Annotated in this window: 19 protein-coding genes and 1 tRNA gene; 8 read left to right on the top strand and 12 right to left on the bottom strand. The window is 56.4% G+C overall.

Annotated elements, in window-relative coordinates; genetic code table 11:
- Positions 1 to 124 precede the first annotated feature (124 nt).
- Positions 125 to 1066 carry a diguanylate cyclase gene (locus FYC48_RS21865; protein WP_149498923.1) on the top strand — a complete coding sequence of 314 codons (942 nt, stop codon included), beginning with the start codon at positions 125 to 127 and terminating at the stop codon, positions 1064 to 1066.
- An 80-nt stretch (positions 1067 to 1146) separates the two neighbouring features.
- On the opposite strand, the gene FYC48_RS21860 is transcribed toward FYC48_RS21865, so the two are convergent.
- From FYC48_RS21860 to FYC48_RS21845, 4 genes are all read right to left on the bottom strand, one after another.
- On the bottom strand, positions 1147 to 2058 hold the full coding sequence (locus FYC48_RS21860; protein ID WP_149498922.1) for a lactate/malate dehydrogenase family protein: 912 nt from the start codon (positions 2056 to 2058) through the stop codon (positions 1147 to 1149).
- Between the two features lie 130 nt (positions 2059 to 2188).
- Complete coding sequence (locus FYC48_RS21855; protein ID WP_149498921.1) at positions 2189 to 3502, bottom strand: amidohydrolase family protein; 1314 nt, start codon at positions 3500 to 3502, stop codon at positions 2189 to 2191.
- Positions 3499 to 6681: an amidohydrolase family protein gene (locus tag FYC48_RS21850; protein ID WP_160149693.1), complete on the bottom strand. Its 3183-nt coding sequence runs from the start codon at positions 6679 to 6681 to the stop codon at positions 3499 to 3501. The genes FYC48_RS21855 and FYC48_RS21850 overlap by 4 nt, the downstream gene beginning before the upstream one ends.
- Positions 6682 to 6867: 186 nt before the next feature.
- Positions 6868 to 7434, bottom strand: coding sequence for a rhodanese-like domain-containing protein (locus FYC48_RS21845; RefSeq protein ID WP_149498919.1), 567 nt, complete (start codon positions 7432 to 7434; stop codon positions 6868 to 6870).
- Between the two features lie 156 nt (positions 7435 to 7590).
- On the opposite strand from FYC48_RS21845, the gene FYC48_RS21840 reads away from it, so the two are divergent.
- The gene (locus tag FYC48_RS21840) at positions 7591 to 7923 is read left to right on the top strand and encodes a hypothetical protein (protein WP_149498918.1); all 333 of its coding nucleotides are present in this window, start codon (positions 7591 to 7593) and stop codon (positions 7921 to 7923) included.
- Positions 7924 to 8378: 455 nt separating this feature from the next.
- Complete coding sequence (locus tag FYC48_RS21835) at positions 8379 to 9734, top strand: dihydroorotase (RefSeq protein WP_149498917.1); 1356 nt, start codon at positions 8379 to 8381, stop codon at positions 9732 to 9734.
- Positions 9735 to 9952: 218 nt separating this feature from the next.
- Here the strand turns inward: FYC48_RS21835 and trxA are convergent, their stop codons facing one another.
- The 3 genes from trxA to rho all read right to left on the bottom strand — a co-directional run bounded on the left by trxA (position 9953) and on the right by rho (position 12077).
- The gene (gene trxA / locus FYC48_RS21830; RefSeq protein WP_200836671.1) at positions 9953 to 10273 is read right to left on the bottom strand and encodes a thioredoxin; all 321 of its coding nucleotides are present in this window, start codon (positions 10271 to 10273) and stop codon (positions 9953 to 9955) included.
- Between the two features lie 142 nt (positions 10274 to 10415).
- Positions 10416 to 10498 (bottom strand) — tRNA-Ser (locus FYC48_RS21825).
- Positions 10499 to 10793: 295 nt separating this feature from the next.
- Positions 10794 to 12077 carry a transcription termination factor Rho gene (rho, locus tag FYC48_RS21820; RefSeq protein WP_149498915.1) on the bottom strand — a complete coding sequence of 428 codons (1284 nt, stop codon included), beginning with the start codon at positions 12075 to 12077 and terminating at the stop codon, positions 10794 to 10796.
- A 1170-nt stretch (positions 12078 to 13247) separates the two neighbouring features.
- Here rho and FYC48_RS21815 point away from each other — a divergent pair.
- The gene (locus FYC48_RS21815) at positions 13248 to 14477 is read left to right on the top strand and encodes a thioredoxin family protein (RefSeq protein ID WP_235034359.1); all 1230 of its coding nucleotides are present in this window, start codon (positions 13248 to 13250) and stop codon (positions 14475 to 14477) included.
- Positions 14478 to 14614: 137 nt separating this feature from the next.
- Here the strand turns inward: FYC48_RS21815 and FYC48_RS21810 are convergent, their stop codons facing one another.
- Both FYC48_RS21810 and FYC48_RS21805 read right to left on the bottom strand, forming a co-directional pair.
- Entirely contained in the window at positions 14615 to 14878 is a 264-nt protein-coding gene (locus FYC48_RS21810) for a hypothetical protein (RefSeq protein ID WP_149498914.1), read from the bottom strand.
- 326 nt (positions 14879 to 15204) lie between these two features.
- Positions 15205 to 15873: a HEAT repeat domain-containing protein gene (locus FYC48_RS21805; RefSeq protein WP_230780049.1), complete on the bottom strand. Its 669-nt coding sequence runs from the start codon at positions 15871 to 15873 to the stop codon at positions 15205 to 15207.
- A 322-nt stretch (positions 15874 to 16195) separates the two neighbouring features.
- Between FYC48_RS21805 and FYC48_RS21800 the strand changes: the two genes are divergently transcribed.
- Positions 16196 to 17371, top strand: a complete 1176-nt coding sequence (locus FYC48_RS21800; RefSeq protein ID WP_149498913.1) for a hypothetical protein — start codon at positions 16196 to 16198, stop codon at positions 17369 to 17371.
- A gap of 102 nt (positions 17372 to 17473) precedes the next feature.
- Positions 17474 to 18313, top strand: a complete 840-nt coding sequence (locus tag FYC48_RS21795; RefSeq protein ID WP_149498912.1) for an MBL fold metallo-hydrolase — start codon at positions 17474 to 17476, stop codon at positions 18311 to 18313.
- A gap of 162 nt (positions 18314 to 18475) precedes the next feature.
- Here the strand turns inward: FYC48_RS21795 and FYC48_RS21790 are convergent, their stop codons facing one another.
- The 3 genes from FYC48_RS21790 to rpe all read right to left on the bottom strand — a co-directional run bounded on the left by FYC48_RS21790 (position 18476) and on the right by rpe (position 20819).
- Positions 18476 to 19234: a prolipoprotein diacylglyceryl transferase gene (locus FYC48_RS21790; protein ID WP_160149692.1), complete on the bottom strand. Its 759-nt coding sequence runs from the start codon at positions 19232 to 19234 to the stop codon at positions 18476 to 18478.
- A 305-nt stretch (positions 19235 to 19539) separates the two neighbouring features.
- Positions 19540 to 20133, bottom strand: a complete 594-nt coding sequence (locus FYC48_RS21785) for a histidine phosphatase family protein (protein ID WP_230780057.1) — start codon at positions 20131 to 20133, stop codon at positions 19540 to 19542.
- Positions 20130 to 20819: a ribulose-phosphate 3-epimerase gene (gene rpe, locus FYC48_RS21780; protein WP_149498909.1), complete on the bottom strand. Its 690-nt coding sequence runs from the start codon at positions 20817 to 20819 to the stop codon at positions 20130 to 20132. The genes FYC48_RS21785 and rpe overlap by 4 nt, the downstream gene beginning before the upstream one ends.
- A 372-nt stretch (positions 20820 to 21191) precedes the next feature.
- On the opposite strand from rpe, the gene FYC48_RS21775 reads away from it, so the two are divergent.
- Positions 21192 to 22394, top strand: a complete 1203-nt coding sequence (locus tag FYC48_RS21775) for an NAD-dependent epimerase/dehydratase family protein (RefSeq protein WP_149498908.1) — start codon at positions 21192 to 21194, stop codon at positions 22392 to 22394.
- Entirely contained in the window at positions 22333 to 25680 is a 3348-nt protein-coding gene (locus tag FYC48_RS21770) for a hypothetical protein (protein ID WP_149498907.1), read from the top strand. Before FYC48_RS21775 ends, FYC48_RS21770 begins: the two co-directional genes overlap by 62 nt.
- Positions 25681 to 25686: the final 6 nt, after the last annotated feature.

Here is a 25686-nt window from a genome sequence, read left to right as displayed (position 1 = left end):
TCTTTCTGAACCGATCGTACGATCGACCGGGCGTGGTCATGGCATCGATCGCCAACAAAGGGCAGAATAGGGCACCATCGAAAGTCTGCCTCTGTACCATCTCGCCCCTTGGGGGCATCTGTTGATGAGCGATCGTCCGTCGTCAAAACATCACCGTCCTGATCCGTTTTCGGTTCAGGAATCATACCGGCCAACTGCCGAACGAGCCTGCCTGGTGCAGATCTATCCGGCCGATGTGGTCGACGGGATGATGTTGATCGAAAGTGAACGTTATTTGATCGGGCGTCATGACGATTGTGATTTGCAAGTCAACGACCCTAGCGTCGACGAGCGTCACGCATGCTTGTTCCGCAAGGAAAATGCGTACTGCCTGATTGATTTAGAAACAACCAACGGAACGATCGTCAATGATCGATCCATCGATCAGACCGCTCTCCGATCAGGAGATACGATTCGGATCGGTACATTCATTTTCAAGTATCTTTCGGCGGATAGTGTCGAATCAAAGTATCACGAAACACTTTATTCGGCGCTGACGCGTGATGCCTTAACCGGCACAATGAATCGGCGATATTTAGTGGAGACCCTGGATCGATCAATTGCGACTGCTAATCGTCAACAAAGCTGCTTGGCCATCGCCATGGTGGACATCGACTATTTCAAGCAGATCAACGATCGTTTCGGTCATGTCGTTGGTGATGCCGTTTTGCGAGAATTCGGGCAGCGTCTTCTCGCTACCTGTCGCCCGGATGATTTGGTCGCCCGATATGGTGGCGAAGAATTTGGTTTGCTGCTATTGGGTACCAACCCCGAAGAAGCGACTGAGATTACACACGCGTGTTGGCATGCGATCCGGCGAACACCATTTCATACTTCACATGCCGCACTGCAAGTCACCGCAAGTTTTGGGATCGCTTGCTTTAACCCTGCCGCGCCCGTGAGCAGACAAGAATTGCTTCGTCAGGCCGATGAAAAGCTATATGAAGCGAAGCGGTCCGGACGTAACCAGATTTGTGGCCCCAACCAAAGGCTCCCGATCGAGCACGACCCTGAAACGCCAATGTGAGAACGTGCTTTCGATCAACCGTTCTTTCGAGAGGAGCGAGTGGTAAGCTCGGGGAGATTGTCCTTGTGATGGCGAATGCGTTACGCCAAACCGACTTGCTCGATCGTGCGGCGCACCGCGGCGGCGGAACGCCGGAGCGATTGCTGCTCGTCATCGCTTAATCGCGGATGAATAATTCGCGTGATGCCCTGGCGACCGACAACCGTCGGTAAAGACAGACAAACGTCTTCGACGTCACAGAAACCATCCACCAATACACTCAGTGGCATCGTATGTCGTAAGTCATAAACCACCGAATCCAAGATCAACATGGTTGCCATTGCCACACCGTAGTTGGTGAACCCCTTTAGCTTTGAAATCTTGTATCCCATGCCGACGGTTCGTTCAAAGATCTCGTCCTTGACTTCGTCGTCGTAAAAACGCTCTCCTCCTGTCATCGCGACCGATTTGGCGGCGAATTGGGTGTCGCCGTGCTCACCCAAGATGTAAGCCCGGATGTCGTCGGAATGAATCTCCAATTGTTGTGAAAGCATCGCTCGATAGCGAACACTATCAAGGAGTGTCCCTGTTCCCACGACACGGTTGGGCGGAAAGCCGGAAAGCTGAATCGCCGCATAGGTCAGCATATCGACCGGGTTAGTGACGATGATCAGGATCGCATTGGGGCTATTTTGCGCGAGGTCGGGGATCCAGTCGCACAGCAATTGATAGTTGGCTTCGGCAAGTTCGGTTCGTGGTCGAGTCGGATCGCCGTAGGGAATCGATGCGGTAAAAACGATGATGTCAGAATCTTTCGAATCAGCAATGTCACCGGCCCGAATCCGCATGTTGCTATTTCGCAGAGCACTGGCGTGCGACAGATCGAGCGCGTCACCTTCGGCTTTCTCATGCGAACGATTAACCAGCAACAATTCATCGGCGATTGGATTCATCACACAAGCGAATGCAATCGCGGAACCGACTTTCCCAGTTCCAACAATGGTGATCTTCATCCTTGCTTTCTCTCGTTAGAACGTATTGTTGGAGGCTGGCATGACGTCGCTTGGAAAGTGTTCTGAGATCGCAAATTCACTCTCCTACCCTAGGAAGGAGAGTGATTCCAAAGCACGTTGCCGGATCCGATTACTTTGACTTGTTCTGTTGGCGGTACTTCGTTCGATACTTCGCAGCCAACGTCTTGTGTTTGCTGCCTAGGTCGACTTCTGCACCTTTGATAAATGCATGGGTGACGTTCGACTCGGTTAGCAAAATGTCTCCGTCACTGACGATCAATGTCGCATCTTTATCGATCGTTAACGAACCCAGTCGATCATCGATTCCCATAATTTCGCACGGTGATAACGTGATCGCGCGGATCGCGATTTCTGGCGGAAGTCCATACGCTGCTGCGACGGCGGCATGAAAAGGCAGGTTTCTCGCCGCAGAGGCGCCACCGGGACTACCCGATCCCGGACCACCGATCGCAAACGTTACACCGAGATCATGCAATCGTTTGGGAAGTGTGTAGGGGTGGTCGTAAGGATCGTCTCGACGGGTGGGAAGTCGATACGTCGTCCGCACGATCACCGGAACATCATGCTTTTTCAATAGCGTTGCACATTGGGGCGCGTCGTAACCACCATAGATGACGGGCCGAATGCCTTCACCGATACAGAACGCTACCCCGGCTTCGATTTCACGGCGGTGATCGGCAACGATAATCATTGGGCTGTCGCCGTTGACCACACTCAATAACGCCTGCAAACGCAGATCAGTTGGCACTGTATCATCCGCCGCGATTGCTTCGCCATACCGTCGGGCTTCGTCGAGTCGATCTGCGAAGCGGGTTAGGTTCGTGTCGCGTTGTTTAGCGCGGTCGCCATCGTCGCCGGCCCGTGAATCGAAAGCACGCCAATAGACGACCAATCCTGTATTTGCAGCGACCAACATGTCGTGATTGGACCAACCATCGAGTTGAATCACGGAACTTTGACCGCGGATGTCGCCTCGACGGGGAGCGATCGAAGCAAGTAAAACACCGCCGGATCGCGCGACGGGAATCAGTTCACTGTCTGGGTTGACGGCCACGTGCGGCTGTAGGTTTCCGTTCTCGTCGCCGACTTCGTCGGTATCGATCGTTGAATCGGTACTACCGATCTCGGTCAAACCGAGATTGGAGAGCGATTCCATCAATCCCGGGTAAACGTGCTGCCCGGCGACATCGATTGTGCGACATCTCTTTGGCAAGTCGACGCCCTTTCCGATCGCGGTGATCTTGCCCTCATCGAAAACCAGCGTTCCATCGGCGATCATTTTTCCGTCGACCGTATGAATGGTGCCGCCGACTAATGCGATCGGTTGACGTTGTGGGGCCCCGGGAATCTGGTCATGGGCGACTACGAAATCTGATGCCGCTAGCAGCACGACGGCGAAACAAAGTTTGGCAAAATGGTTCATCGCTGTACCTCTTCGTGCTCGTGATGATCATGTCCGTCGTGGTCATGCCCGTCGTGATCGTGATCGTGTCCGTGACAAAACTCGTCATATCTCAACCAACGATCTTCTTCGTCGATTGGCTTTGCCTCACCGGAGTCGGTTTCGACGTCACCGGCCAAGATATAATTGATCAACAACTGTCGCCATCTCGCGTCACGCTGGCGGAGTTGCTGATCTTGTTGCAGCGAGAACATCAAACGCCCGTCAACCCAGGTCTGTTCACAGCGCGAGAGCGTGGAAAGTGGGGGGCCACTCCAGACAACTAAGTCGGCGTCTTTGCCGGCTTCGATCGAACCGACACGATCATCGATGCGCAATTGCTTCGCCGGATTGAGCGTGACAAACTTCAAAGCTTCTTCTGCTGGCACGCCGCCATATTTCATCGCTTTGGCGGCTTCGGTGTTTAGGTGACGAGCGAGTTCGCGATCGTCACTGTTAAACGACACAATCAAGCCTTGTTCATGCATGATCGCCCCGTTATCAGGAATCGCGTCGTAGACCTCGAACTTGTAGGCCCACCAATCGGAAAACGATGAAGCCATTGCACCGTGTTCGCGCATCCGGTCGGCAACCTTGTAGCCTTCCAGGATGTGCTGTAGCGTTCCGATGGTGATTTCATATTCGTCAAGCAGGTCGAGTAACGCGACGATCTCATCCTGACGATAGCTATGGCAGTGAATCCAACGATCGTGCTGCAAGATCTCCGCGATCGCTTCTAGCTCCAAGTCGCGACGCGGTGGCAACTCCTTTCGGATTCCCTGACGATACCGTTGGTGTGCCTGGGTGTATTCCAGCGCCGCCAAAAAACGATCTCGCATGATTTCCGGTACGCCCATTCGGCTTCCCGGATAACGTGTTGATCGTTCACGCCGATTGCTACGCTTGACGTTTTCACCGAGCGCGAACTTGATTCCCTCGGGCGCCGATGCGAACTTCAGCTCTTGCATCGAATCGCCCCAGCGAAGCTTGATCACTTGGTTTTGACCACCGATGGGATTGGCCGACCCATGCAAGATATTCGATGACGTCAAACCACCGGCAAGCTGCCGATAGAGATGGATATCCGAATTGTCGACAAAGTCCCCGACACGGACTTCGGCGGTCACCGCTTGCCCGGATTCGTTGACACCACCATCAGTTGCCATGTGCGAGTGGCAATCGATCAGCCCTGCCGAAAGGTGTTTGCCTTTGACGTCGATGACTTTGCAATTCTTCGGCGGCTGCAGCTTCTCGCCGACTTCCCGAATCTTGCCATCGACGATTAAGACATCCGCGTTCTTAAGTGTGCCTTGCGGCCCGCTGGTCCAAACCGTAGCCCCACGGAAAAGAACCGCCGGCTCCGTCGGGATCGTTTCGGTGACCCCGTAGCCACCGAGCGGATAGTTTACCGCGATTTCCGCGAGCGACCGAAACGTCTTCGGTTCTGGTGGTTTGGCGGGCTCCTTTTCTTTCGATTGATCGACGGGCGAATCCAGCCTTTTCCACCTCGGTTCGATCGACGTTCCATCGACTAGCGTTACTGTCGTGATCAAACTGGGAACAGACTCTGCGGACCGATGCACCGCCACGATGGTGAGCCGCGAAGGACCGTTGGGAAAGCCCTCGTCTAACTTCGACAAATCGACCCAAGCGGTCACTCGGTCAATCGCATGGGCGAGGTCTTTGAAGTCCGCGTGCTCGGGCTGGTCGGACTTTTCTTCTTCGCTTGCATCACTCGATTTAGCCGACTTCTCTTCGCGGTCATTCCGCACGAATTTGCCCGACCACTTTTGCTTGTCTTGTTTCAACACCATTCGCAGTGGAACTTTAGTTCCGGCGATCGCGAGCTCGCCGTCCCAGTCACCGGCAAACGGGCTCTCTGAAGGCGTGGGCGAATGCTCGAAGCGTTTCCCAGCGACCCAAGTTTCTAGCAGCTTGGTTTTTTCAGCAAATAAATCACCGTCGGTGATCACCAAATTGGCGAGCAACCCTGGCTGGATCTCGCCCACCAAGTGATCGATCTGAAATAGTTTGGCCGGCGCGGTTGTCATCGCGGTCAAAGCGTCGTCGGCAGGGAGTCCCCGGTCGACTGCCTGGCGTACGTTGTCAAGGAATGCTTTGCCGTTGTCCAATCCATCGGTGGTGAAACAGATCGTCGCGTTCGCCTCGGCTAACCGTTTCGGGTTCTCCGGCGCAAAATGCCAATGCATCAACGTTCGTAGATCGACATCGGCGGCCGCGGCTTCGCTAGTGACATCGGGAGCTTTGGGGAAATCGACGGGGACGAGAATTGGCATCGCGGCAGAAGCGATCGTCGCTAAATCGCGGTACTCGCGCCCACTGCCTCGCAAGATCGCGTCTAAAGAGAACTCGCGGGCAAGATCCCGAGCCCGGATCGCCATCCGTTCATTGGGGGCGTCGAACACGAAGCGTCCGGCGGAGCAATCGTCAGCGATCCGTGCTAAGTCGTCGTTGCGAACGGGGCGTTGAAGTTTTGGGTTGGCCTGCCAGGCCTTGGCCGCCCGAACATACCAATCGGCGTCCAGTAGTGTTTGCCGCAATAAAGCGACCGCCCCCATTGGTGAGTTCGGATAGCTATCACGGCGACGATCACGCGGAATCGAAAGTTCCGCGTGCTGAGCGACATCATCACCGATCAGACTTCCGCGACTGGACTGATCCAGCAAAACCAGGCAGCTTCGGCCTTTGATGATCCCACCGCGGGGCGCGATCAGGCGAATCGCAATCCCTTGTTTGCGATAGTCATTGGCCTGCCCCACATTGCGCACCGCCGCCGAAGCGCGACGTCGTGGTAGCACGTAACCATTCCAATGACCCACACCATCGTTTGGGTTTTCGTCGACATCGATTTCGCCAAACCCATCGATGAACGCGGGGTAAATCGTTTTGCCGGAGCAGTCAATTCGTTCTGCTCCGGCTGGTGGATCGACCTCATTGCCGACGTCAACGATGGCTTGTTCGTCAATCAGAATCGACGCATTCTCCAGGACCTTTCCGGGGCGCAACACCACCGTCGCATTGGTCAAGACGATCGGTTGCCCGCGATTGGAACGTAACCCAACGGTCGGGCGTGTGTCCCCCGGATTCTGCGCGGATGCGTTGGGAGCGCAGAAATACTGAACAATAGAAAGTGCGATCATGCATCCGATCACACCTCTCGAGATACGGCCAAGGCGTCGCATGAATTCCTCACAGTTGTCGAAACGACCGAGGTGGCAGGCAATGAACCGCCAGGATAATCAATGCGAAGCCATCGTGGGCGTGGAATCTGAGTGCGAGTGCGGCTGTCGAGGCCGAAACATAGCAGCCTTTTCCTTACGCACCGGCTATTCCGTCAAAGCTTCATACGAATCCGGGATGGAGTAGCGATCACTATAGATGTGAACTCGCTTGGTAGGTTTGCCATCCGGGGTGACGACAGGTAACTCGGCTTGGCACCAGCCGAGGATACTGCCTTTGAAATTCTTCACGTCGTACCCTTCCCGACGAAGTTCGGACGCGTATCGACCGCTGCGTCCCCCAACCAGGCAGTACGCGATCACCGTTTTGTCTTTGAACTTGGATTTTTGCTTTTCGAATTCGGCTTTGGTGATCGCCCCCGGAATCATCGATACCGAAAACTCCTTCTCCGAACGCACGTCGACCAAAACGAAGTCAGAATCGATCGTCTTTTCTTCGGCCTGAGCTTTCTTTTCGGCAGCCTTGCGTTGATCCAGCAGCGTTTTTAGTTCGTCCACCTTGATTGTTTCGACGGGGGCCAAGGAAGGGAAAACCGCCCCTAGTTGGGCCTGAGCGGGCGCCGTAGCGAAAACGATCAGTGATAGCGCACAAACACAAATAGCGGAACTACGGGCGATCGGCGCAAATCGAATCTGGTGAATCTTGATTGACATCGTTGCGGTTAAAATGGTTGTCGGCACTGAAGTTGCAGCCTATCGTTCCGCTGAGCGTGATCAGCACAGAAACGAAAGACGGTTGTTGCTAGGTCAGTCGCTATTGTAGGGAACGGATTTCCAAAACACCAAGACTTCAATCTGAGGAGATCATCGATGAAACGGTTCGTAATTGCGCTCGCCTTGCTGGCCACCTTTGCCATCGCCAATGAAACTCACGCCCAATATGTGACGCTTCGGGTTCCCACGGTTGGGGTGCCGGCAGTCGGAGTTCCAGTTGCCCCAGCGGTTTATCCCTACACGTCGTACAGATACGGCTATGCCTACGCCCCCGCACCCGTCATCGTACAGCAGCCGGTGATCGCGCCGGTCATGCCTGTCCCGGTCATGCGGCGTCCTGCATACATGTACTATTCACCGTACGGTGGGACCGAAGTTCGCGTCCCTGGACAACCCGTTGCAAACACGTTGCGTGCGATCATTCCATAGGGACTAGGTGGTCTGCAATCAAGCTCTCCACTCGTCGGCAGTCCGAATGCTCGTTGTCACCGTCGTAGGGGCGACACTACTTCGCGGTGATCGCTTTTGCCGTTAGGCTTATTCCTGAACCGAGTCCGGGACACGCATTCGCTTCCCTATGATTTAAGTTCAGGATTGAGGGCGTCGAGTTTGCTTTTCGAAACTGCCGTTGCTTCCGGTATAACGACGAAGCGGTGCGCCTGCGGCTGATGAGTTCGTTCTCTCACCGTATGACACGTTCGCGAAAGGTGGACCACCGTGCCCGCGGTGGGGCTCTCGCTCGCACGTCTTTGCGGCACCGCAGTGACCTTATCGCGTTCGCCCAGTGGTCTCCCTCAGATCCTCAACGATCAGGCTTGATCGATTGTCGCGCCGACTCGGACCAACCGTCAACGCCCGCGCTCGCTCTCTCAAAGGCTGCTGCCATGTCACGCACATTATTTCGCCACGCATCAATTGTCTTGCCACAAGCGGTTACGAAAGGGTCACTGTTGGTCGAAGATGGAAAGATCCTTGACATCGATGCGGATGCGAACACAACTGCCGACGAGGTTGTCGAATGTGAAGGCTTGCACTTGTTGCCGGGAGTCATCGACGACCAAGTCCACTTTCGCGATCCAGGGCTAACTCACAAGGAAGATCTAGCCACGGCCAGTCATGCGTGTGCCGCAGGGGGGGTGACTTCGTTCTTAGAGATGCCAAACACCAAGCCACCTGCTGTCACCGGCGAAGGTGTGCGGGCAAAAGAACGCATCGCGGCTGAAAAGTCGTTGGTCAACTATGGGTTTTATATCGGCGCGACCCCTGACAATGTTGACGAACTGAACACAGTGAAGGACGTTCCGGGAATCAAGATCTTCATTGGAAGCAGCACCGGGAATTTGTTAGTCGACGAGCAAGAAGCTCTCGAACGGATCTTCGCCGAGACGACACTTCCGATCTGTGCACACTGTGAAGACGAAACAACCGTGCGAGCGAATGCGGAACGTTTGGCTGGCACCAGCGACATCGCGGATCACTCGCGTATTCGGAACGAGGAGGCGGCCATCATCGCGACGCGACGCGCAACCGAGTTGGCGCACCGCTATAAGCATCGATTTCACGTCCTGCACGTATCGACCGCTGCGGAAATTCCATTGGTCGCTAACGCCGCTCCCTATGTGACCGCAGAGGTCTGTTTGCACCACCTGTTTTTCAACGTTGACGATTATCCCCGGCTCGGCTCGAGGATCCAAATGAATCCGTCCATCAAGACTGCGAAAGACAACGAAGGCCTTTATCAGGCGCTCCTGCGTGGTGACATTCAGGTCATCGCAACCGACCATGCTCCCCACACACTCGAAGAAAAATCCGCGCCCTATCCGAAAAGCCCATCGGGATTGCCGGCCGTCGAAAACTCGCTTGCCTTAATGCTTCACGAGGTCAACGCAGGCCGCTGCTCGATCAATCAAGTTGCTTCTTGGATGTGTGATGCACCAGCAAGGGTCTGGGGGATCGTTGGCAAGGGGCGCTTGGAGCCTGGTTATGACGCCGACCTGGTTCTCATTGACATGAACGAATCGCGAACCATTCGCGATGCCGAGCAACACACGAAATCGAAATGGAGTCCCTGGGATTCGGTCACACTTCAAGGTTGGCCGGTGGCGACGTTCGTCGGCGGACACCGTGTCTATGATACGAAGCAAGGTTTTGACGAAAGCTTCCGTGGCGAAAAACTGCGATTCGATCACAGCCGAGGTGGCTACTGGGCAACGGCCGACGGTATCGGAATCGCCGAGTAGTTGGCAGCGCGTCCCAAGCCGTAGCGGAAGCCGCCGAGGGGTGTCGATTTAGTTAAAGTCCGCTTTCACCCCTATGGCTCTCTCGACCAGCGGTTGGGTTCGACTCATCAGACGACGGGTATTGGCCCCGGTGAACGCACCGAAGCCGCGGCGAACCCCAATCGGCTGATCCTGATTTCAGATGTTGACGGAGCACTAGGCAGTCGCCATTTCGCTGTCTACTCTGCCGCGGCAGACTCAAGAGACTTGCGAAGCTGATCGGCATCGTGCATGCCTACCAGTTGCTCGACCGCTTTACCGCCTTTGAAGACCATGAGCGTCGGCAGTGCCTCGATCCCATACTCGTACGCCAAGTTCGGGTGCTGATCGATGTCGACCTTGGCAAACACAAATTGTTCGCCCATCTCGGTGGACAATTCATCAATGACAGGACCTTGTCGCTGACACGGTCCGCACCAAGTCGCCCAAAAATCGACAAGGACGACGCCTTCCGAATCGAGAACGACAGATTGGAAATCGGACTCGCCAATTTCCTTCACCCGCGTTGGTCCCGAAGGACGCGAAGTACACCCCGTTAGAACCAATCCTGTGCAAATCAAACACGCGACGAATCGGACCAGAAACAATTTTCTGAACGCTTTAAATCGCATCGCGGGGTCAAGACTGAGGGGTGTGTGAGAGCGGATGGCACGGGACTCGAACCCGCAGCCCCTTGCGGGGTACTTCAGTTCCAGTGAAGCTGCTCACCAATTCGCTTACCATCCGAATCGTGCGGTGATTGTATCGTGAGACAGATACAAATGACTAGGGCATCGACTGAATTTGATTGGAGGGTCCCGGAAGTTGTTAGCGGCTCGTTGATTTAATCAGCCGCGAACGCGATCGCGTGCGGTTCCTCCGCGCACTGCTGGGCTGATATGCCCGTCGGCTGATCGTTGAATCGCTTCATTCGATTAAATCAATTGTCTGCTGTGACTTTCGGTCGGTCCCTATCAAGCGACTGAAAGCTTCGGCAGCTTTCGCTACGATGGGCTCATCGCTATCCGGACCGATGACGCTTTAGAGCGTCGTCTTGGCTCCGCTGATCAGCTTGATGAATTCATCGTTGCTGGCGAATCGTCCCAGTTGTTTCGTCAGTTGCTCCATTGCATCACAGGGGTGCATGGTCGACAACGTGCGCCGAAGCATTGTGACGGCTTCGTAGGTTTCTTCGTCGTGCAACAATTCTTCACGGCGTGTGCCCGATTGGCTGATATCGATCGCTGGCCAGACGCGTCGGTCGGCGAGTCGTCGATCGAGGACCAGTTCCATATTCCCGGTTCCTTTGAACTCTTGGAAAATAGCTTCGTCCATTCGACTGTTGGTATCGACCAGTGCGGTACCGACAATGGTTAGCGAGCCGCCTTCTTGGAACGCGCGTGCGGTTGCGAAAAGTTTCTTGGGGATGTCCATCGCCTTGATGTCTAGTCCACCGCTCATCGTCGCGCCGCCACGGCCGCTTCGTCCAACCCACTTGTTGAACGCACGAGCAAGTCTGGTGATCGAGTCGAGCATCAAGAAGACGTCCTGCCCCATTTCGGCAAGCCGTCGGGCTCGGTCAACGACCAGTTGGCTAAGCCGGACATGGCTTTCGACGTCCATGTCCAGGCTGCTTGCGACGACTTCACCGCCAACCACATTGCGGCGCATGTCGGTGACTTCTTCGGGACGCTCGTCGATCAGCAGAACGATCAGTTTCAGATCGGGGTGATTGGTCGAGATTCCCTGCGCGATGTCCTGTAGCATCACCGTTTTACCGCTTCGCGGCGGGGCGACGATCAGGGCTCGCTGGCCTTTGCCGAGAGGGGCGAGCAAGTCGATGACGCGGTTGGTGACCGGCCGCTGGCCTGTTTCCAGGGTCAACCATTCTTCGGGGTTGATGGGCGTCAACGTATCAAAGCTTTTCACATCCGGGTAAGACTCCGGAGGGATGCCATCGACGTCCAGGATTTCGCGGACACGCGGACCTTGTTGTCGTTTGGCCTGCTGCATCATGGCGTGGATGTAGACGCCTTGGCGAAGCCCGAATCGGTCAATCATGGTCCCTGGAACAAACGGGTCGCTGCGTTCGCGGGAATAATTGTTGTCGCGGCTGCGCAGGAATCCATAGCCATTGGGGTGCAATTCGAGGATGCCCTCGCACTCTTCCATTGGCGCATCACTGGGGAAATCCGCTGGCTCTCGATCAGCTTGGCCATTTCCTCCGCCTCGACGTCGACGCCTCGAGCGAGGTTTATTATTCCCTCCGCCGGCTTGACCGTTGGAGTTCGGACCGCGACGCGGGGACCGTTTCTTTTTCGCCATGTTTCGTCCAGATAGCGCCAGCACGATTGGGAATCTACCAAGCCTTCACGAACGTGGTCGTGAACGCAGGCCGACGCTGAAATAAGAATCCGCAGTTGGAAACGTGAAAGGACCCGGCCGGGAAGCTGCGGACGTCGTTCCGCGACGGGGTCGATACCTAAAAAAACGTTGCGAAGGCGGCAACAACCGTGCCGGATCGCTTGTTTCGAAACCTGTTTCGATGATCGAATGGATCGTTGGAATCAAATAAGATTCACGCACAACCGAACAGGAAATCGGTCAGCGGGGTGAGAGGCCTGCATCTGGGGGTCCGATAGGGACTGACCCAGGGCTCTCCCACCAATTCCGCGAGCTAAGTTGCCAGTTCCTATGGCTAGGTGGTTTGTCGATCTACCTTGGCGAGCGTGAATCGATTCACGCTTGCCACTCCTTTTTTCTCGCACCCCTCAACGATCGCAACCCATTAAGTTTGCCGTTGAGTCAAGATTGGTGTTCCGGCGTCCAACCGTTTCTTTCACTACACCAAGTCTTAAGTAACTCGCCCGAATCACACGCACCCGAACTGGGATTTCAGCCAGGGAGAATCAAACGGGGCCGACCGCAAGTCGGCGTCATGAAGCGATTTCGTTCGGAATTTGCTGTTTGGACATCAGAACCACACCGCAGGAAAAAATCAATCCCATTGATGCCTACGGTCGGGTCTCACCGGGAAGTCGTCCCGGCAACCTACAAATCCAATCTCAGAAAACGTCGAGGAGCGACGAAGTGAATTGTATGGGGTGCGACGCAACACGTTCTTCGCCGCACCGACGAAGCTACCTCGAAATATAGCCGATCCTAACGCCCTGTCAAGACAAACCTCCCCCAGCTAGCGTTGCTGCCGTGATCGGGCAGAGATCCAGTTGCGATTGACCGCTTGATTTCCCTCCCGGATGACGCGGCAAGAAAGGAGCTCTCGCCTCCCCGGGTCAGGTCAGATTGTTCCGGCTGGCGTTAAAGTTCCCCCATTCTGTACTTTCCGATTAAGCGTCACCTTACTAACAGCCGATCAAGTTTGACGATGCGTCGCTAGGAATCGGCGGCTGACCTCAAATCACTCCCCACGGACGGACACAGGAACGCAGGATGCGATACGCCGCGCTTTCACTTGTAATGCTCGCAATCACCCTCGTGAGCTCGAGCCCCTGCGACGGGCAAATCGCTTGGGAGGGAAAACTTCGTGACGCCCACGACAAAGCCCAGCAGCAAAACAAGCTGCTGTTGCTCCATTTCTACACCGACAACTGCATTTACTGCGATCGCTTGGAGGCGGGTGCATTTCAAGACCCCGCAGTCTCAACCGCGGTCAACCTGAATTTTATCCCGGTCAAGGTTCACGGCGGAAAAAACCCCAAGCTGGCCAAGCTGTTCAAGGTCACCAAGTACCCAACCGACGTGATCGTGACCACCGATGGCAAGGCACTGTCTCACTCGGTCAGCCCCCAGCATCCCGGCCGCTATGTCGCGATGCTCTCGAACACCTATTCGAGCTTCACGAAGTCGAACGCCATGATCGCGGCAGCTCGGCAACCGGCTCCCGCTCCAAATGCTCCCGCAGCACCGACGGCCGCTCAGCCTGGTCCTGCGGCAACGCAAATGGCGGCCGTTCAGACGCCACCGCAACCATCGTCGCAAACGCCGCAGCCGACGACCGCAACCAGCCCGGCGGGCATGACCGCACCGGTTGCATCGGCAAACACCGTTGCGTCACCAAACACCACGGTGCCGCAAGCGGAAACGCTCGCCGCGAACACCGGTAGGCTTGACTTGCCAGCGGGTGACCTGCCGGTTCAAGTCCGCGTTTCAAACGCAAAGCCGGCAGACGGCGGAACCAAAGCAAGCCCCCAAACGAATCAATTCATGCTGCCAGCAGCCGATGTCGCCTCGACCAATAATCCGACCGCTATGAATGCCTCGATGGCCGCCGCTCGCATCGAAAAAGAGTCGTCGCCTTCGATCGATACTAAGTCGCCTGAAAAGCCAGAGCTCGCGATCCAAGGCTACTGCGCCGTCTCGGTCGTCAAAGACGGGCAGTGGATCGAAGGCAAGCCTGAACTGGGCGTCGTGCACCTTGGCAAGCTTTATTTGTTCGCCAATGAAGCGGCGATGCAAGCGTTCCTGGTCGACCCCATGCCGTTCACGCCGATGCTTAATGAAATTGACGTCGTGCGATTCTTTGAAGAAAAGAAAATCGTGAAGGGTAACCGTGAATGGGGCGTGATCGACCCGGTTCACAACCGCATGTTTTTCTTCGCAGACGAAAAAGCAATGTTGCACTTCGAGCAATCGTTCGAACGCTACGTCGACGCGGCCATCGAAGTGATGGATCAAGCCGTCCAGGAATCAAACCCAGGCGTCTAAAAGTGCTTGCGGTTGCAGCTGGCTGTATTTCAACGAGGCTGTATTTCAACGAGGCTGTGTAGAGCTGTATGTCGCAGCGACGGCCGTCGGTGGTGCGCACGCCTTTCGGGGAACGGTGCTGGATAGGCCTTCGTTGGTTAGATCTTGGGCCCGACCGATTCGGGTGTCGGCCGAGCGTAGCTGGGGCGGATGCCGCGAGCGATCGCTATTCCGGCGACGAGTGAGATAATCGCGATCGCGATCCATAGCATTCGCGCCGCCGGCATGCCATACCGCTGAGCAATCATCGCGACGGTTCGCAAGCGATAGGGTTCTTGCCATGGACCGATGCCGACGGCAAACGCCGTTGCAGAACCCAGCATCGCGACGCAGGATACAAAAAGGTCGTTGTAGTTGATCATCACAGACAACACGTTTAAACAAAGACTCGCCGGCTGGCACGTTGCCACGTAACGAATTTTGCCTGAGTCATATTGGCCAGTGCTATGTTGCAGTCGGCCGTCGGCAGTCGGCAGTCGGCAGTCGGCAATCGGCAGTCGGATGTGAATGAGCAGCCGAAGGGGATTCGCGCTGGCTTGTTGCAACTGGCTTGTCGCAACGAGACCGCGGCTAACGCCATGCGGCAGGTCTTGATTTCGAATCCGAGCGCAACCTTAGCCTTGGTTTATCGGCCCTGTGGTCGTTTGCACTGTGTGCGTTCGCAGGTCGCGACAGGGTTGGGTGACGCTTACGCGTCGGAGCGGCGCATGTGACGCCGTAGCGACCGTAGCTGGACCCGTGCGTTCTCGGTGTCTGGAGAAATGTCCAGGCATCGCTGCAACGAACGGATTGCCTGTGGGTACTCACCGGCCAGCATCTGGCATCGCGCGAGGGCTTGCCATGCGCCGTAATGATACCGGCAACGCCACAAACATGCGGTGTAGGCCTGCGCGGCTTTGGTGGGATTATCAAGGCCTTGCCAGCAACACGCGAGCTGGAAGTGTGCCTCGGCATACTGCGGTGCCTGTCCCGCCAGGATCATGGCCGGTGCTAGTGCCGCGGCGTACTCGCCACCGTCGGTCAGGTGCATCACTTTAAGCAACTGCTGGTGATGAGTCGGCGATGCGTCACGCAATAGCAGGCCACGGAAGGAATCGTCGGCGACCAACCGCACGCCACGGTCCGCGTCACAGAGGGCGCGGCCGAGCGGCTCGATCGACCGGCTGTTGCCGAGCAGACCGAGGGCCATCGCCGAGGCGCGGCGCAGTTCCACGTCGCCTTGACGCAGCAATCGGGCCAAGGTCGCAGGCGAATAATGTTCGTTGACTTCGGCTGCGTACTGAGGGGCATCGGATGTGTTCAGTAGGCGCCGGTAGGCGGTGGCCAATCGGGGCGTTCGCACTAGAGGTGAAGTCACAGGGGGGCGTCCGTCGAGTTGAGGAGCAATCCAGGTGCAAGTCGCGTGTTATACTAGGCGTACGGGTGTGTCGGGCAACCGAACGCAAGAAGATTTTCCGCATCTTCGGTGGAGCTACTCTCCGGCTTCGTTTTGCTTCGTGCAGGGTCGGAGTCTAGTTACAAGCCCTCGCATTCACAACATGTCGGGCCCGATTCAGACGCCGTCGGATTGTTGGTTGCCGGACATCACGGCAATGACGGGTGTGCCGATCAGACACCCTTGTTCATGCCGTTCTCATAGCCATTTTCTCGCTCGAACGTTCGCCCGCTTAGTCCGTTTTATGCTTTTCGCACGCACACACGTGATCGCCCTGCTGTTGATTTGCCCGCTCGTCTTGGCATCGGCAACGTCTGGTCGCGCCGATGGACTCGATGTCCGAGATGACTTTGTGCAGCGGCTTAGAGAACCGCATAGTGGGCGTCTTGATGGTCAATCACTTCGCATCGCGATCGAACTGATAAGCGAAATTCCCGGCCAGCCGGATCGACACTTGAACGTCTGGCTTGATCGTAAAGTTGACCCAGATGCCCCAGTTTCTCCAGGGCCGTTGGGGCCAACCCGTTATCGATCGCTCGAGAAAGTCGCCGACTCGGCCGGTTGCGTTGTGCTGCCGATCGAACGATGTGTGCTAATCGGACGCGCCGAATGGGTCGCCCAGACCGGCCGGGATTTATTGCAAAACAAGGCCGCAATAAAACTTCAAAACCCCGCGTCAAACGTCGCAATCGGGCCGATCGATGTCCGCTGGCCGGCGCTGTCCACGCCGACCGAAGCGATGCGGTCGATCCGCCACGCCATCGGCCCATCGGTTAATCGCGGCGCCGCCTTCCCGTCCGACTCGGCTGCTTTGCCACACGATCTTTGGCCGGCGACACGTCTGGACCAAGTGTCACCTGTAACCGCGATGACGCTGGTCGCCGCCCAATTCAAGGATCCTAGTGTCGATAATCCGGAAGGCGAAGTTGAAAAGAGATTAACCCTGCGGTATCGATTCGCCGGCTTAAGCGAGGAACTTAAGGTGCTGCGAAAGTCACATCCGTCGATCAAAGTCACCCCGGGGCGCGGAGAGACGACGCTCGCAGCCGGTCTGGCCGCCCATCGCTTGCTGTGCTCTGCGCTGCTGTCCTCGGCCGGCTCTTCGGCAGCGGCGACCACCGGCCAGCCCGCCGGACCGCCGGCCAGCTCGGACCCGCTGGTGCAACTTCGCAACGATCGCCGTACGTTTTCACTAAAGGTCGAAAACCAAAAGGCTGGCGCGGTTTTGCATCAGTTGTTTTCGAGCGCAGGAGTCACATCGGCATTCGACCCGGCCGCGAACCCCTCGTTGGTCAAACTGGTCTCCTTCGAGGCGAAAGACATGACGCTTTGGGAATTGGTCCACTTGATCACAGACCAATCATCGCTGAAGATCGAGACCGCTGAAGGAAAGCTGCTTGTGTCGCCCCGGGGTGAGTGACAGGCTGTCCTGTTCTCCGCGCACGCATCGGGCGTGCGATTCCCATGAACCTAGACGGTGACTTGCCCGCTGGTTGGTTCGCCGCAAGCTTGACGATACGAGATGGTTGAAAATATTCCCCTGATCTCTCATCACCATGACGGTCTGACGATCGAGGGCTACTCGCGCGCGGCGGTGCAAACCTGTTGGCGCATCAATGAACTGAAACTGCTTTTCGATGTCGGCGCCCAACCTTGGGACTTCATGGGCACGTCGACGTTGTTTATCTCACACGCCCACCTCGATCACATTGCCTCGCTGCCTTCGTATGTGTCGCGGCGACGGATGATGAAGATGGACCCGCCGGTGATCTATCTGCCGGATTCGGCCGTCGACGAAGCGTGGGAGATGCTGCAGAATTTTCGGCGGCTTGACCGCGGGCCGATGCCATGTGAACTGGTCGGGCTGATCGCCGGTGACCAAATCGAATGCGGGCGCGAATACTTAGTCGAAGCCGTCCCGACGCGACACACGATCACTTCTTTAGGCTTCATCGTCTATCACCGACGCCATAAATTGAAAGCGGAGTTCACACATCTTTCCGGACCTGAAATCCGTGACTTGAAACTTGCCGGAACCGAAATCAGTACCGAGATCCGCGTCCCCGTTCTGGCCTACACCGGTGACACCTCTCCACCTGGATTGGACAACAATCCCGAATTCTATCAGTCGAAGATCTTGATTAGTGAGATGACGTTCGTCGCCCCGGAACACCGCAAAGAAAAGATCCACAAGCACGGGCACATGCACGTCGATGATTATCGCAAGCGGGCCGACAAGTTTGAAAACGAGCTCATCATCGCCGCGCACCTAAGCACGCGTTATCACGATCGCCAAGTCAAGACGATGGTGCAGCGAGCGCTCCCGGGGATGCTCGACGGCCGGATGAAGCTCTGGATCTAGCAGAGAGTTCCCAGCCCAGGCCGAATTCGCCGGTCGCGAGGCAAGGGCCGTGGGTTACAGGCGGACGCATGTCATTCGACCGTAGGTAACGCTTTTGGGCTGGTGGCGCAATCCCGCGCCAGGTCAGTCGACGTGCTTTCGTACCGGTGCCCAGGTCGGGGATCAGCCTTCGTTCTCGGAAAGCCCGTTCCTTTGGCCGACCGATCGTGCAACCAAAACCGTCGCGAATGCGATCGCGATCGGAACCGCGCTGAGCTGATAAAACGTCAGCCCCATCCACAGTTGCGGTTCTTCACGCCAAAACTCACTGACAAATCGAAACAAGCAATAGCTGATCAGGTAGACCAGCATCCATCGTTCACGCAAGATTCCTTTGCGCAGACCGATGGTGGCAAGGATGGCAAACCCGAGATGAAACGCCAACTCATACAGCGGCGCGGGATGACGAAGCACCCGTCCTCCATCAGCAAGACCTGACCGGACCCCCCAGCTATCGTCGGTGGGAACGCCATAACAGCATCCGTTGAACAAGCAGCCGATTCGTCCGATTCCGATCGCGACGGCGACAGGGACCGTAAAGCGATCGCCGGTTCGCTGGCGAACGTACAGCGACCACTTCGCCACTTCGACGCCGATGTAACCGCCGGTGAGTCCCCAAAGCAACGTTTTTCCGTCGCTCAGCCAAAGGCCGAACCAGCCTCCTGTGGTCGTGCTGCCAAGCACAAACGGAATCTTCGCCGCAAAGGTTGCACCGAGGACGCCGCCGAACGCAATCCCCCAGCGCTGCTCGCGAGTCAACTCGCTCGTGTCCTGACCACGGCGATAAAGCCAACCGGCGACCAGTGTCGCGAACACCATCGCGCCGGCATATCCAAGCCGACCGAAGTTAGTGTTTTCGAAACCCGGCGCGCTTAAGCTCACTTGCAAAGCCAACTCTGTTTCGAGGAAGGCAATCAATGTGCGGCGACCGAAAGAAAACCTTGCGCAGGATTCATGTCGGAAGCCAAGAACCGCTTGATGCAATTTGAAACGGCGAAGCGTGTGTGAGGTTCCCAGTTGAATCCGACCGCACCACCACGTTTAAACCAAGGCGATGCAACCCAGTGCTTCGTCAACCTTTGGTTTTTGGATTAGCCGCATGGCGTTAGGCACGTTTCGGTGCAGTAACCCGGGCTGACGCCCGTCGGCTGATGGGGCGAACGTGTATTTTCAAATGGAACGAAGCACTAGACTTCGGTCTCGATCATCGTCCAACTTGCCGAGTCGGTTTCGTGCTTCCATAAACTTTTTAGCTCTTCGCCGTTAAGAATGTTTTCGGCAACCGAGGCAAGCGGTTCAGGAATGATCAAACCGATCACGCCGTCACGCGCCTTTTTAGTGCACTTTCGAATCGCCTTGCTCACTCGTGTCCGGGCGTCACCGAGTGGTTCGCCGCCGGGAGGGCAAAACACCTCGGGGTGCTCGACGCCCAAACGATACACGCGCGGGTGATTACGACGAACTTCGTCAATCAGCTTCCCGTGCCATAGTCCGTGATCCAAGTTGCGAAACGCTTCGATCATCTTGACCTTGGCTTCGCATCCCTGCTGTGTCAGGCGGCGAGAAAGGCAGCGAGCCGTCTCGGCGGCGCTTTCACACGGGGCGTAATAAATCGTACGCAAGTCGACGTGGGCGAGATCTTCGGCGAGCGCGTCGACCTGCTGTTCGCCACGCGAACTGAGCGGCATGTCGAGGCATCCTTTCATCCGCCCCTGTTCATCAAAATCCGTCGCGCCCGGCCGAATCAGCAGGACGCGAGTCATCGTTGCTGTTCGGCTCATTCGGCGACCCCGGCAATTGCGTCGTCCAAGACCGAGATCGCAGCCTTGTAGTCATCTTTCTTGAAAATTGCCGAGCCGACAACGAACAGATCACATCCGGCTTCACGCGCGGGGCCGATCGTTGTCGCGTCGATGCCGCCGTCGATTTCCAGTAAAAGCTTCGGATGGGATTGTTTCAGTGAACGCAACTTGTCGAGTGCGACGGGATTGAATTTCTGTCCGCCAAACCCCGCCTTGACGCTCATCACCAATGCGAGGTCGACAATGTCCAGACAAGGTTCGATCGCCGAAAGGGGCGTTTCCGGATTGAGCGCGACGCCGACTCCGACACCCATTTCGCGAATCTGTGCCGCGACCGCAGCGACATCGTCGACTGCTTCGACATGAAACGTCAGCAAATCAGCTCCGGCGTCGACCATGGGTTTCGCATAGGCCAACGGGTCGGTGATCATCAGATGGACGTCCATCGGCAGGTCGCTATGACGGCGAATGCCTTCGACGATCGGCATCCCATAGGTCAGGTTGCCGACAAAGTTTCCGTCCATGACGTCCAAGTGCAGAACTTCGGCACCGGCGTCTTCCAAACGGGCAAGTTCGCCTTTGAGATCGCCGAAATCACACAGCAGTAGGCTGGGCAGCACACTCGGAGCAGACTTTCGAATTAGTTCCAGCTTGTCTCGCGACATGCAGTTGAGTCTCGTCTTCTTGAATGAGCGGATTGGCGTCGTTGCCCTACTTTGGGACTCGGCCCGCTCCGTGGGCACCGTCGGTATCCCGCCCGAAAGCCACCGCAAAACCATCTGCGATGTCGAGCTGGACGACCGGAGTCGATCCGCTGAAAATCGATCAGCCGACAGATTGGTCAACCGGTGGGTGACTTGTCAATTCACCCCAGCCGATCAACGTGGCTGCGAAGGTGGTTTCATGTTACGTTTCCAATCGCAAATCCCCTATCCTGAGAGTCCGGCTGGGTGGGTAAGGGGTGATAATCACACCTAAAAAAAGAATCAAACCGCACCCCTCCGGGCTGGGGTTTGGTCTCGAATCTTGGGAATAACATGCGGATTCTCGTCAGCGGTGCGACGGGCTTGCTCGGCAACAATATCGTTCGTCAACTTGCTGCCGGGGGACACACCCCGGTCGCCCTCGTCCGTAAGGCACCAGATTCTGAGGTTTTTGCGGGGATCTTCGCAGGGAGCAGCGACGGAGGTTTTCCCGGCGAAACTGATGGCATCGATTCCGTTAAGCGAACGACCGAGCAAGACTCGGGGCAGTCGCTATCGGGGGACTGCCCGATCGAAATCGTCGAATCGGATTTTGCCCCGATCGCTGATGAGCAAGCAAATGAGCAGCCCACCGAACAGGCTGGCAGCGAACAGGCAGGCAGCGAAGTATCTGATTTCCGTGGTGGGAACGGCGACGTCCTTGATCAAGCCGTCCGGTCATGCGACGCCGTCATTCACTGCGCGGCGATGATTCATCTGGGGTGGCGAAATATTGAATCGTCGATGCGCGTCAATCGCGACGGCACCGACCGCCTCGCCCAGGCTTGCCTCCGGCACAAGAAAAAGCTAACCGCTGTTGGCACGGTGAATTCCATTGCGCTTGGGTCACGTGACACCATCGCCGATGAAAACACGCCGGTCGGTCATGCAGGTGGGCAGGTTCCCTGTGCGTACGTGCAGAGCAAGCGGGCTGCCAACGAAGTCGTCCGGCGAGCTATCCCGTCCGGGTTGAACGCGGTGATCGTGCATCCCGGATTTATGCTCGGTCCCTGGGACTGGAAACCCAGCAGTGGGCGCATGCTGATCGAAGTCGGCAAAGGGTGGAAACCGATCGCGCCGCGCGGTGGGTGCAGCGTCTGTGACAGTCGCGATGTTGCCGCGGGGGTCATCGCGGCGACACTAAAGGACTGTGAACCGGGGCGTGAGTTTATTCTTGCCGGGCACAATTGGACATACAAACAACTGTGGTCGGAGATGGCGATTCGCATGGGGAAACGCCCGCCGACACATACCCTTGGTCCCGGAGTCGAATACCTGGCAGGACTGGTCGGAGATCTTTGGACCCGAGTCAGCGGCAACGAAACCGATGTCAACAGCGCCCAGGTAACAATGAGCGGTCAGTTTCATTGGTACAGCAGTGAACGGGCGATCCGTGAATTGGGCTATCAAATTCGCGATACCGACGAAACGTTGGATGACGCCGCACGCTGGATTCAAGAGCGATTCGTCTTGCCGCAGCATGCCGACAATCGGTAGTCTCGAAGGTGATCGTTGGAGCCGAGCGATTCAGGCGGCTGCGATACGATCGAGCTGTCTCGCCACTACTCCGTCCAACCGCTTAGCGATGTTGATGCAAGGACATGGAAGTCCGCAGAAACGATTCGATGCGTCACGCCACCGTTATCCCTTAGCGATTCAGGCGGCGAGGAGCACGTTTCTCGGGAAGGCAAATCGACACGGTCGTCACTTTGGCGTCCTGGTTAGCATGTGCCTGTTCCTCACCGTCGCCATGACGGGGGCTGGGCTGTCACTGTCGGCAGCCGAATCAATCGAGTCGACTCGGGCCCCGCAAACGGCCGGTCGAACACAGGCGTTTTTGTCGCTATACGAAGCATCGACCAAGCCGTTTCGGCTGAAGTGGTCCGCCCCAGAAAATCCGGAATTGTCAACGTCGGGGGCACTGACATCGGCACCCCAGCAGTCCGTTTCGTTACGGCCGATTAGCAAGGCGGGTGACGCGACCAGGCTAAGCGTTCTGATCGACGCATTGAAGGCTCATGCCGGCGAGCGACTACGGTTGCAGTATGAATTGATCGAAGTTCCGAGCGGAGACTTGGTCGCTCGCGAGCAAACCGAAATCACCTTGAATTCCGCCGGACGATCGGAAGTCATTTCCGTCGCCGACCATTCCCCCGAACAAGTCGGCGTCTACGAAATTCGACTCCGACTGCTACAACCGAAAGATAAAATTTGGGAGCGGTTTTCGCTGCGCAACAGCGAGATTGTCGCCGAAGTTCAAACGCCCTGGCTAGTAAGTCCCTCCGCTCCGGCTACGTCAGATCGATCCGCTCGGGATCCGTTCTCGGTCACCGCTTCGACGGCATGGAAGAATATCGGTCAGGCGACGCAGTTCGATGCGAACCTATGGATGGGAACGCGATGGATTCCCGACGCAACCCGTTTTGTTCCTGGGGCAAAACGGGTCGGTGAATCTCTTCCAATACCGCACTGGCGTGATGAGCAACCACTGAAAGACCATGTGTTGAAATCACAGCAAGACGTCATCGCGGTGCTGCCGATTGCCAGCCCCGACGACCGTTGCCAATTGCAGTTTTCGATCGAACAGCAATCGGCAATCGAAGACAGCACTCGATTGCGTATCGAAATCGCGTCGTCGCCCCAGTTTGATTCGATTCAACAGGGTGACACGTATGTTATCGAGCCGCAGTTCGACGCCGGCGCGCCTGTCCCACTTGGCAACAGACATGTCGCCGTTGCTCATCGATCGACCGGCAAACCCCAGTTCGTGCGTATTCGCAATTTGTCTTCAACGGCAACTGTCGCGATTCAGTCGATTGATTTGTTGGCCGCTGGCAAGCCGTCACCGGCGAAGACCGAATCCGGTGGGTTTCGTCATTTGACATGGTCAACGCGTTCGTGGGATTGGGCTGCCGATTTCGTCGATCGACCGACTCGCGTGGCGCTAAGCGGTCGGTTCGCCGAAAGCACTCAGTTATTTGAAATCCTTTGGTCTGGGATACGTCAACTTGATAGTCATGCAAGATGGCTTCAGTACGATCGATTGATGATTCAGACGGCGCCCGAAATGAACGCAGCGTTTCATACAGAATTGAAGCAGCTTGCCGGGGCATCATCGACATCGGATCTCCGCTGGTGCGGCCCGCTATGGTTTCAGGCGTGTGATGCATGGAGCCAAACCATTCGTACTCCCATTGTGATGGTCGATCGACGAAAGGGGTTTCAACCCGAGGCGGCAGTGGTATCGATTGAGTCCACCGTGTTTAAGGGTCAGGAGCGGATCGTCCAGTCGCGACTCCACGCCAAGCTCATTGAGCGTTTGTTACGCGATAGTCCGGAGCGAATCGTCATCGATAGCGACAGGTTGCCGATGGCGGTTGATCCGCAGCTTTTACGGACCACCGAGCAGGTCAAACACGTGCCCCGATCGATGCGTGGAATTCCTTCGGCATCGCCGGGCAAGCCCATGCCGGGCATTCAAGCGTCGAACAGTCAAGCGTCAAACAATCAGGCACAGGAAACCGCCGGTCCGGTGGGAGAATCTGTCGGGGTTCATGTGTTCGTTTCTGAAGGCCTTTCCGATCACAGCGTTGTCACATTGGTCAACGAGGCACCTTGGACCAATACCGTTCGACTGGACCTCGCCACGCCATCGTCGCTAATCAACCCAAGCGACCACAGTGAACTGCAGCAAGACGATCGAATCGTCTTGCCCCCTTCCTCAGTCGTCAATTTGGTGTCGAAGCAATCACATATCGCTGTCAGCGGCTGGAAAGCGGACTTCGAAAACCCAACTCAAACCATCGAGCACCTTAAAACACACGTTTCCACTGTGGTCGATCATATCGGCACGTTGGGGTCGCCGGATCTGTATGACGGTATCCGAAATGCGAACTTTGAGGCGAATGGAAAAGTCGGCATCGTTGGCTGGATGCACACACAGTTTCCCGCCGACGCGGTGCAGTTGGATTCCGATGAAGCGAGCGAGGGCAAAAACTCGATCCGACTGTTAACAACCGAACAAAACCCCGGTGGCGTTTGGATTGTCAGTGAACCGATCAATGTGCCCGCAACGGGGCGTCTAAGCGTTTCGATGTCACTTCGGGCGGCAGCCAAACCGGCGGTGAATCCAATTCGCCAGACAGCCGCGGAGGTGATGATGAATTTAAATGGGGGTGATGTTGCCACCGCATCCGGAGAGACGGATCAGGTCGAAGTCGCCAAATCAAAACTGACGCCGCAGCCACCGAGTCACGACCTCCGTGTTTCATTGGAGGGCATCAGGGGGGGCGAGCCGGTTCGGTTCGTTTCGCAATTTTCTCTACCGTGCAACGGTCAGTGGCTGACGAAAAAGAACATTCTAGAGATCGAAGGCCTCAATCCGGACGATTTGGAAACGATTCGGCTGACAATCGACAGCCTTACTCCAGGTAGACTATGGATTGATGACGTTCGACTTCATGACAATTTCGCAACTCGTGCCGAACGTTCGCATTTACAAGGTAAAGTTTTCCTGGCAATCCAAGGCCTTCAGCGCGGCAGTTACGCCCCCGCCGCTGAGTTGCTGCGAAATCGTTGGGCGCAATATTTGCTTATCACCCATAGCTCCGCCGCGGCGGCGATGACCGAGAATAAGAGCGCCGCCGCGTCATCCATCGCACCAAATAAAACCTCCCTCAACCACTCGTCAAACCCCACAAACGATCGCCCGCCCGCCCAAGGGAATCGTGACAGCGTCGCCGAGCGAATTCGTGACTGGCTGCCACGCCCCATCCGTTTCTAATTCATC

The sequence above is a fragment of the Roseiconus lacunae genome (genome assembly GCF_008312935.1).
GTDB classification, from domain to species: domain Bacteria; phylum Planctomycetota; class Planctomycetia; order Pirellulales; family Pirellulaceae; genus Stieleria; species Stieleria lacunae.
Note: the sequence above shows the minus strand (reverse complement) of the source record. Positions and strands in the feature narration are given on the sequence as shown.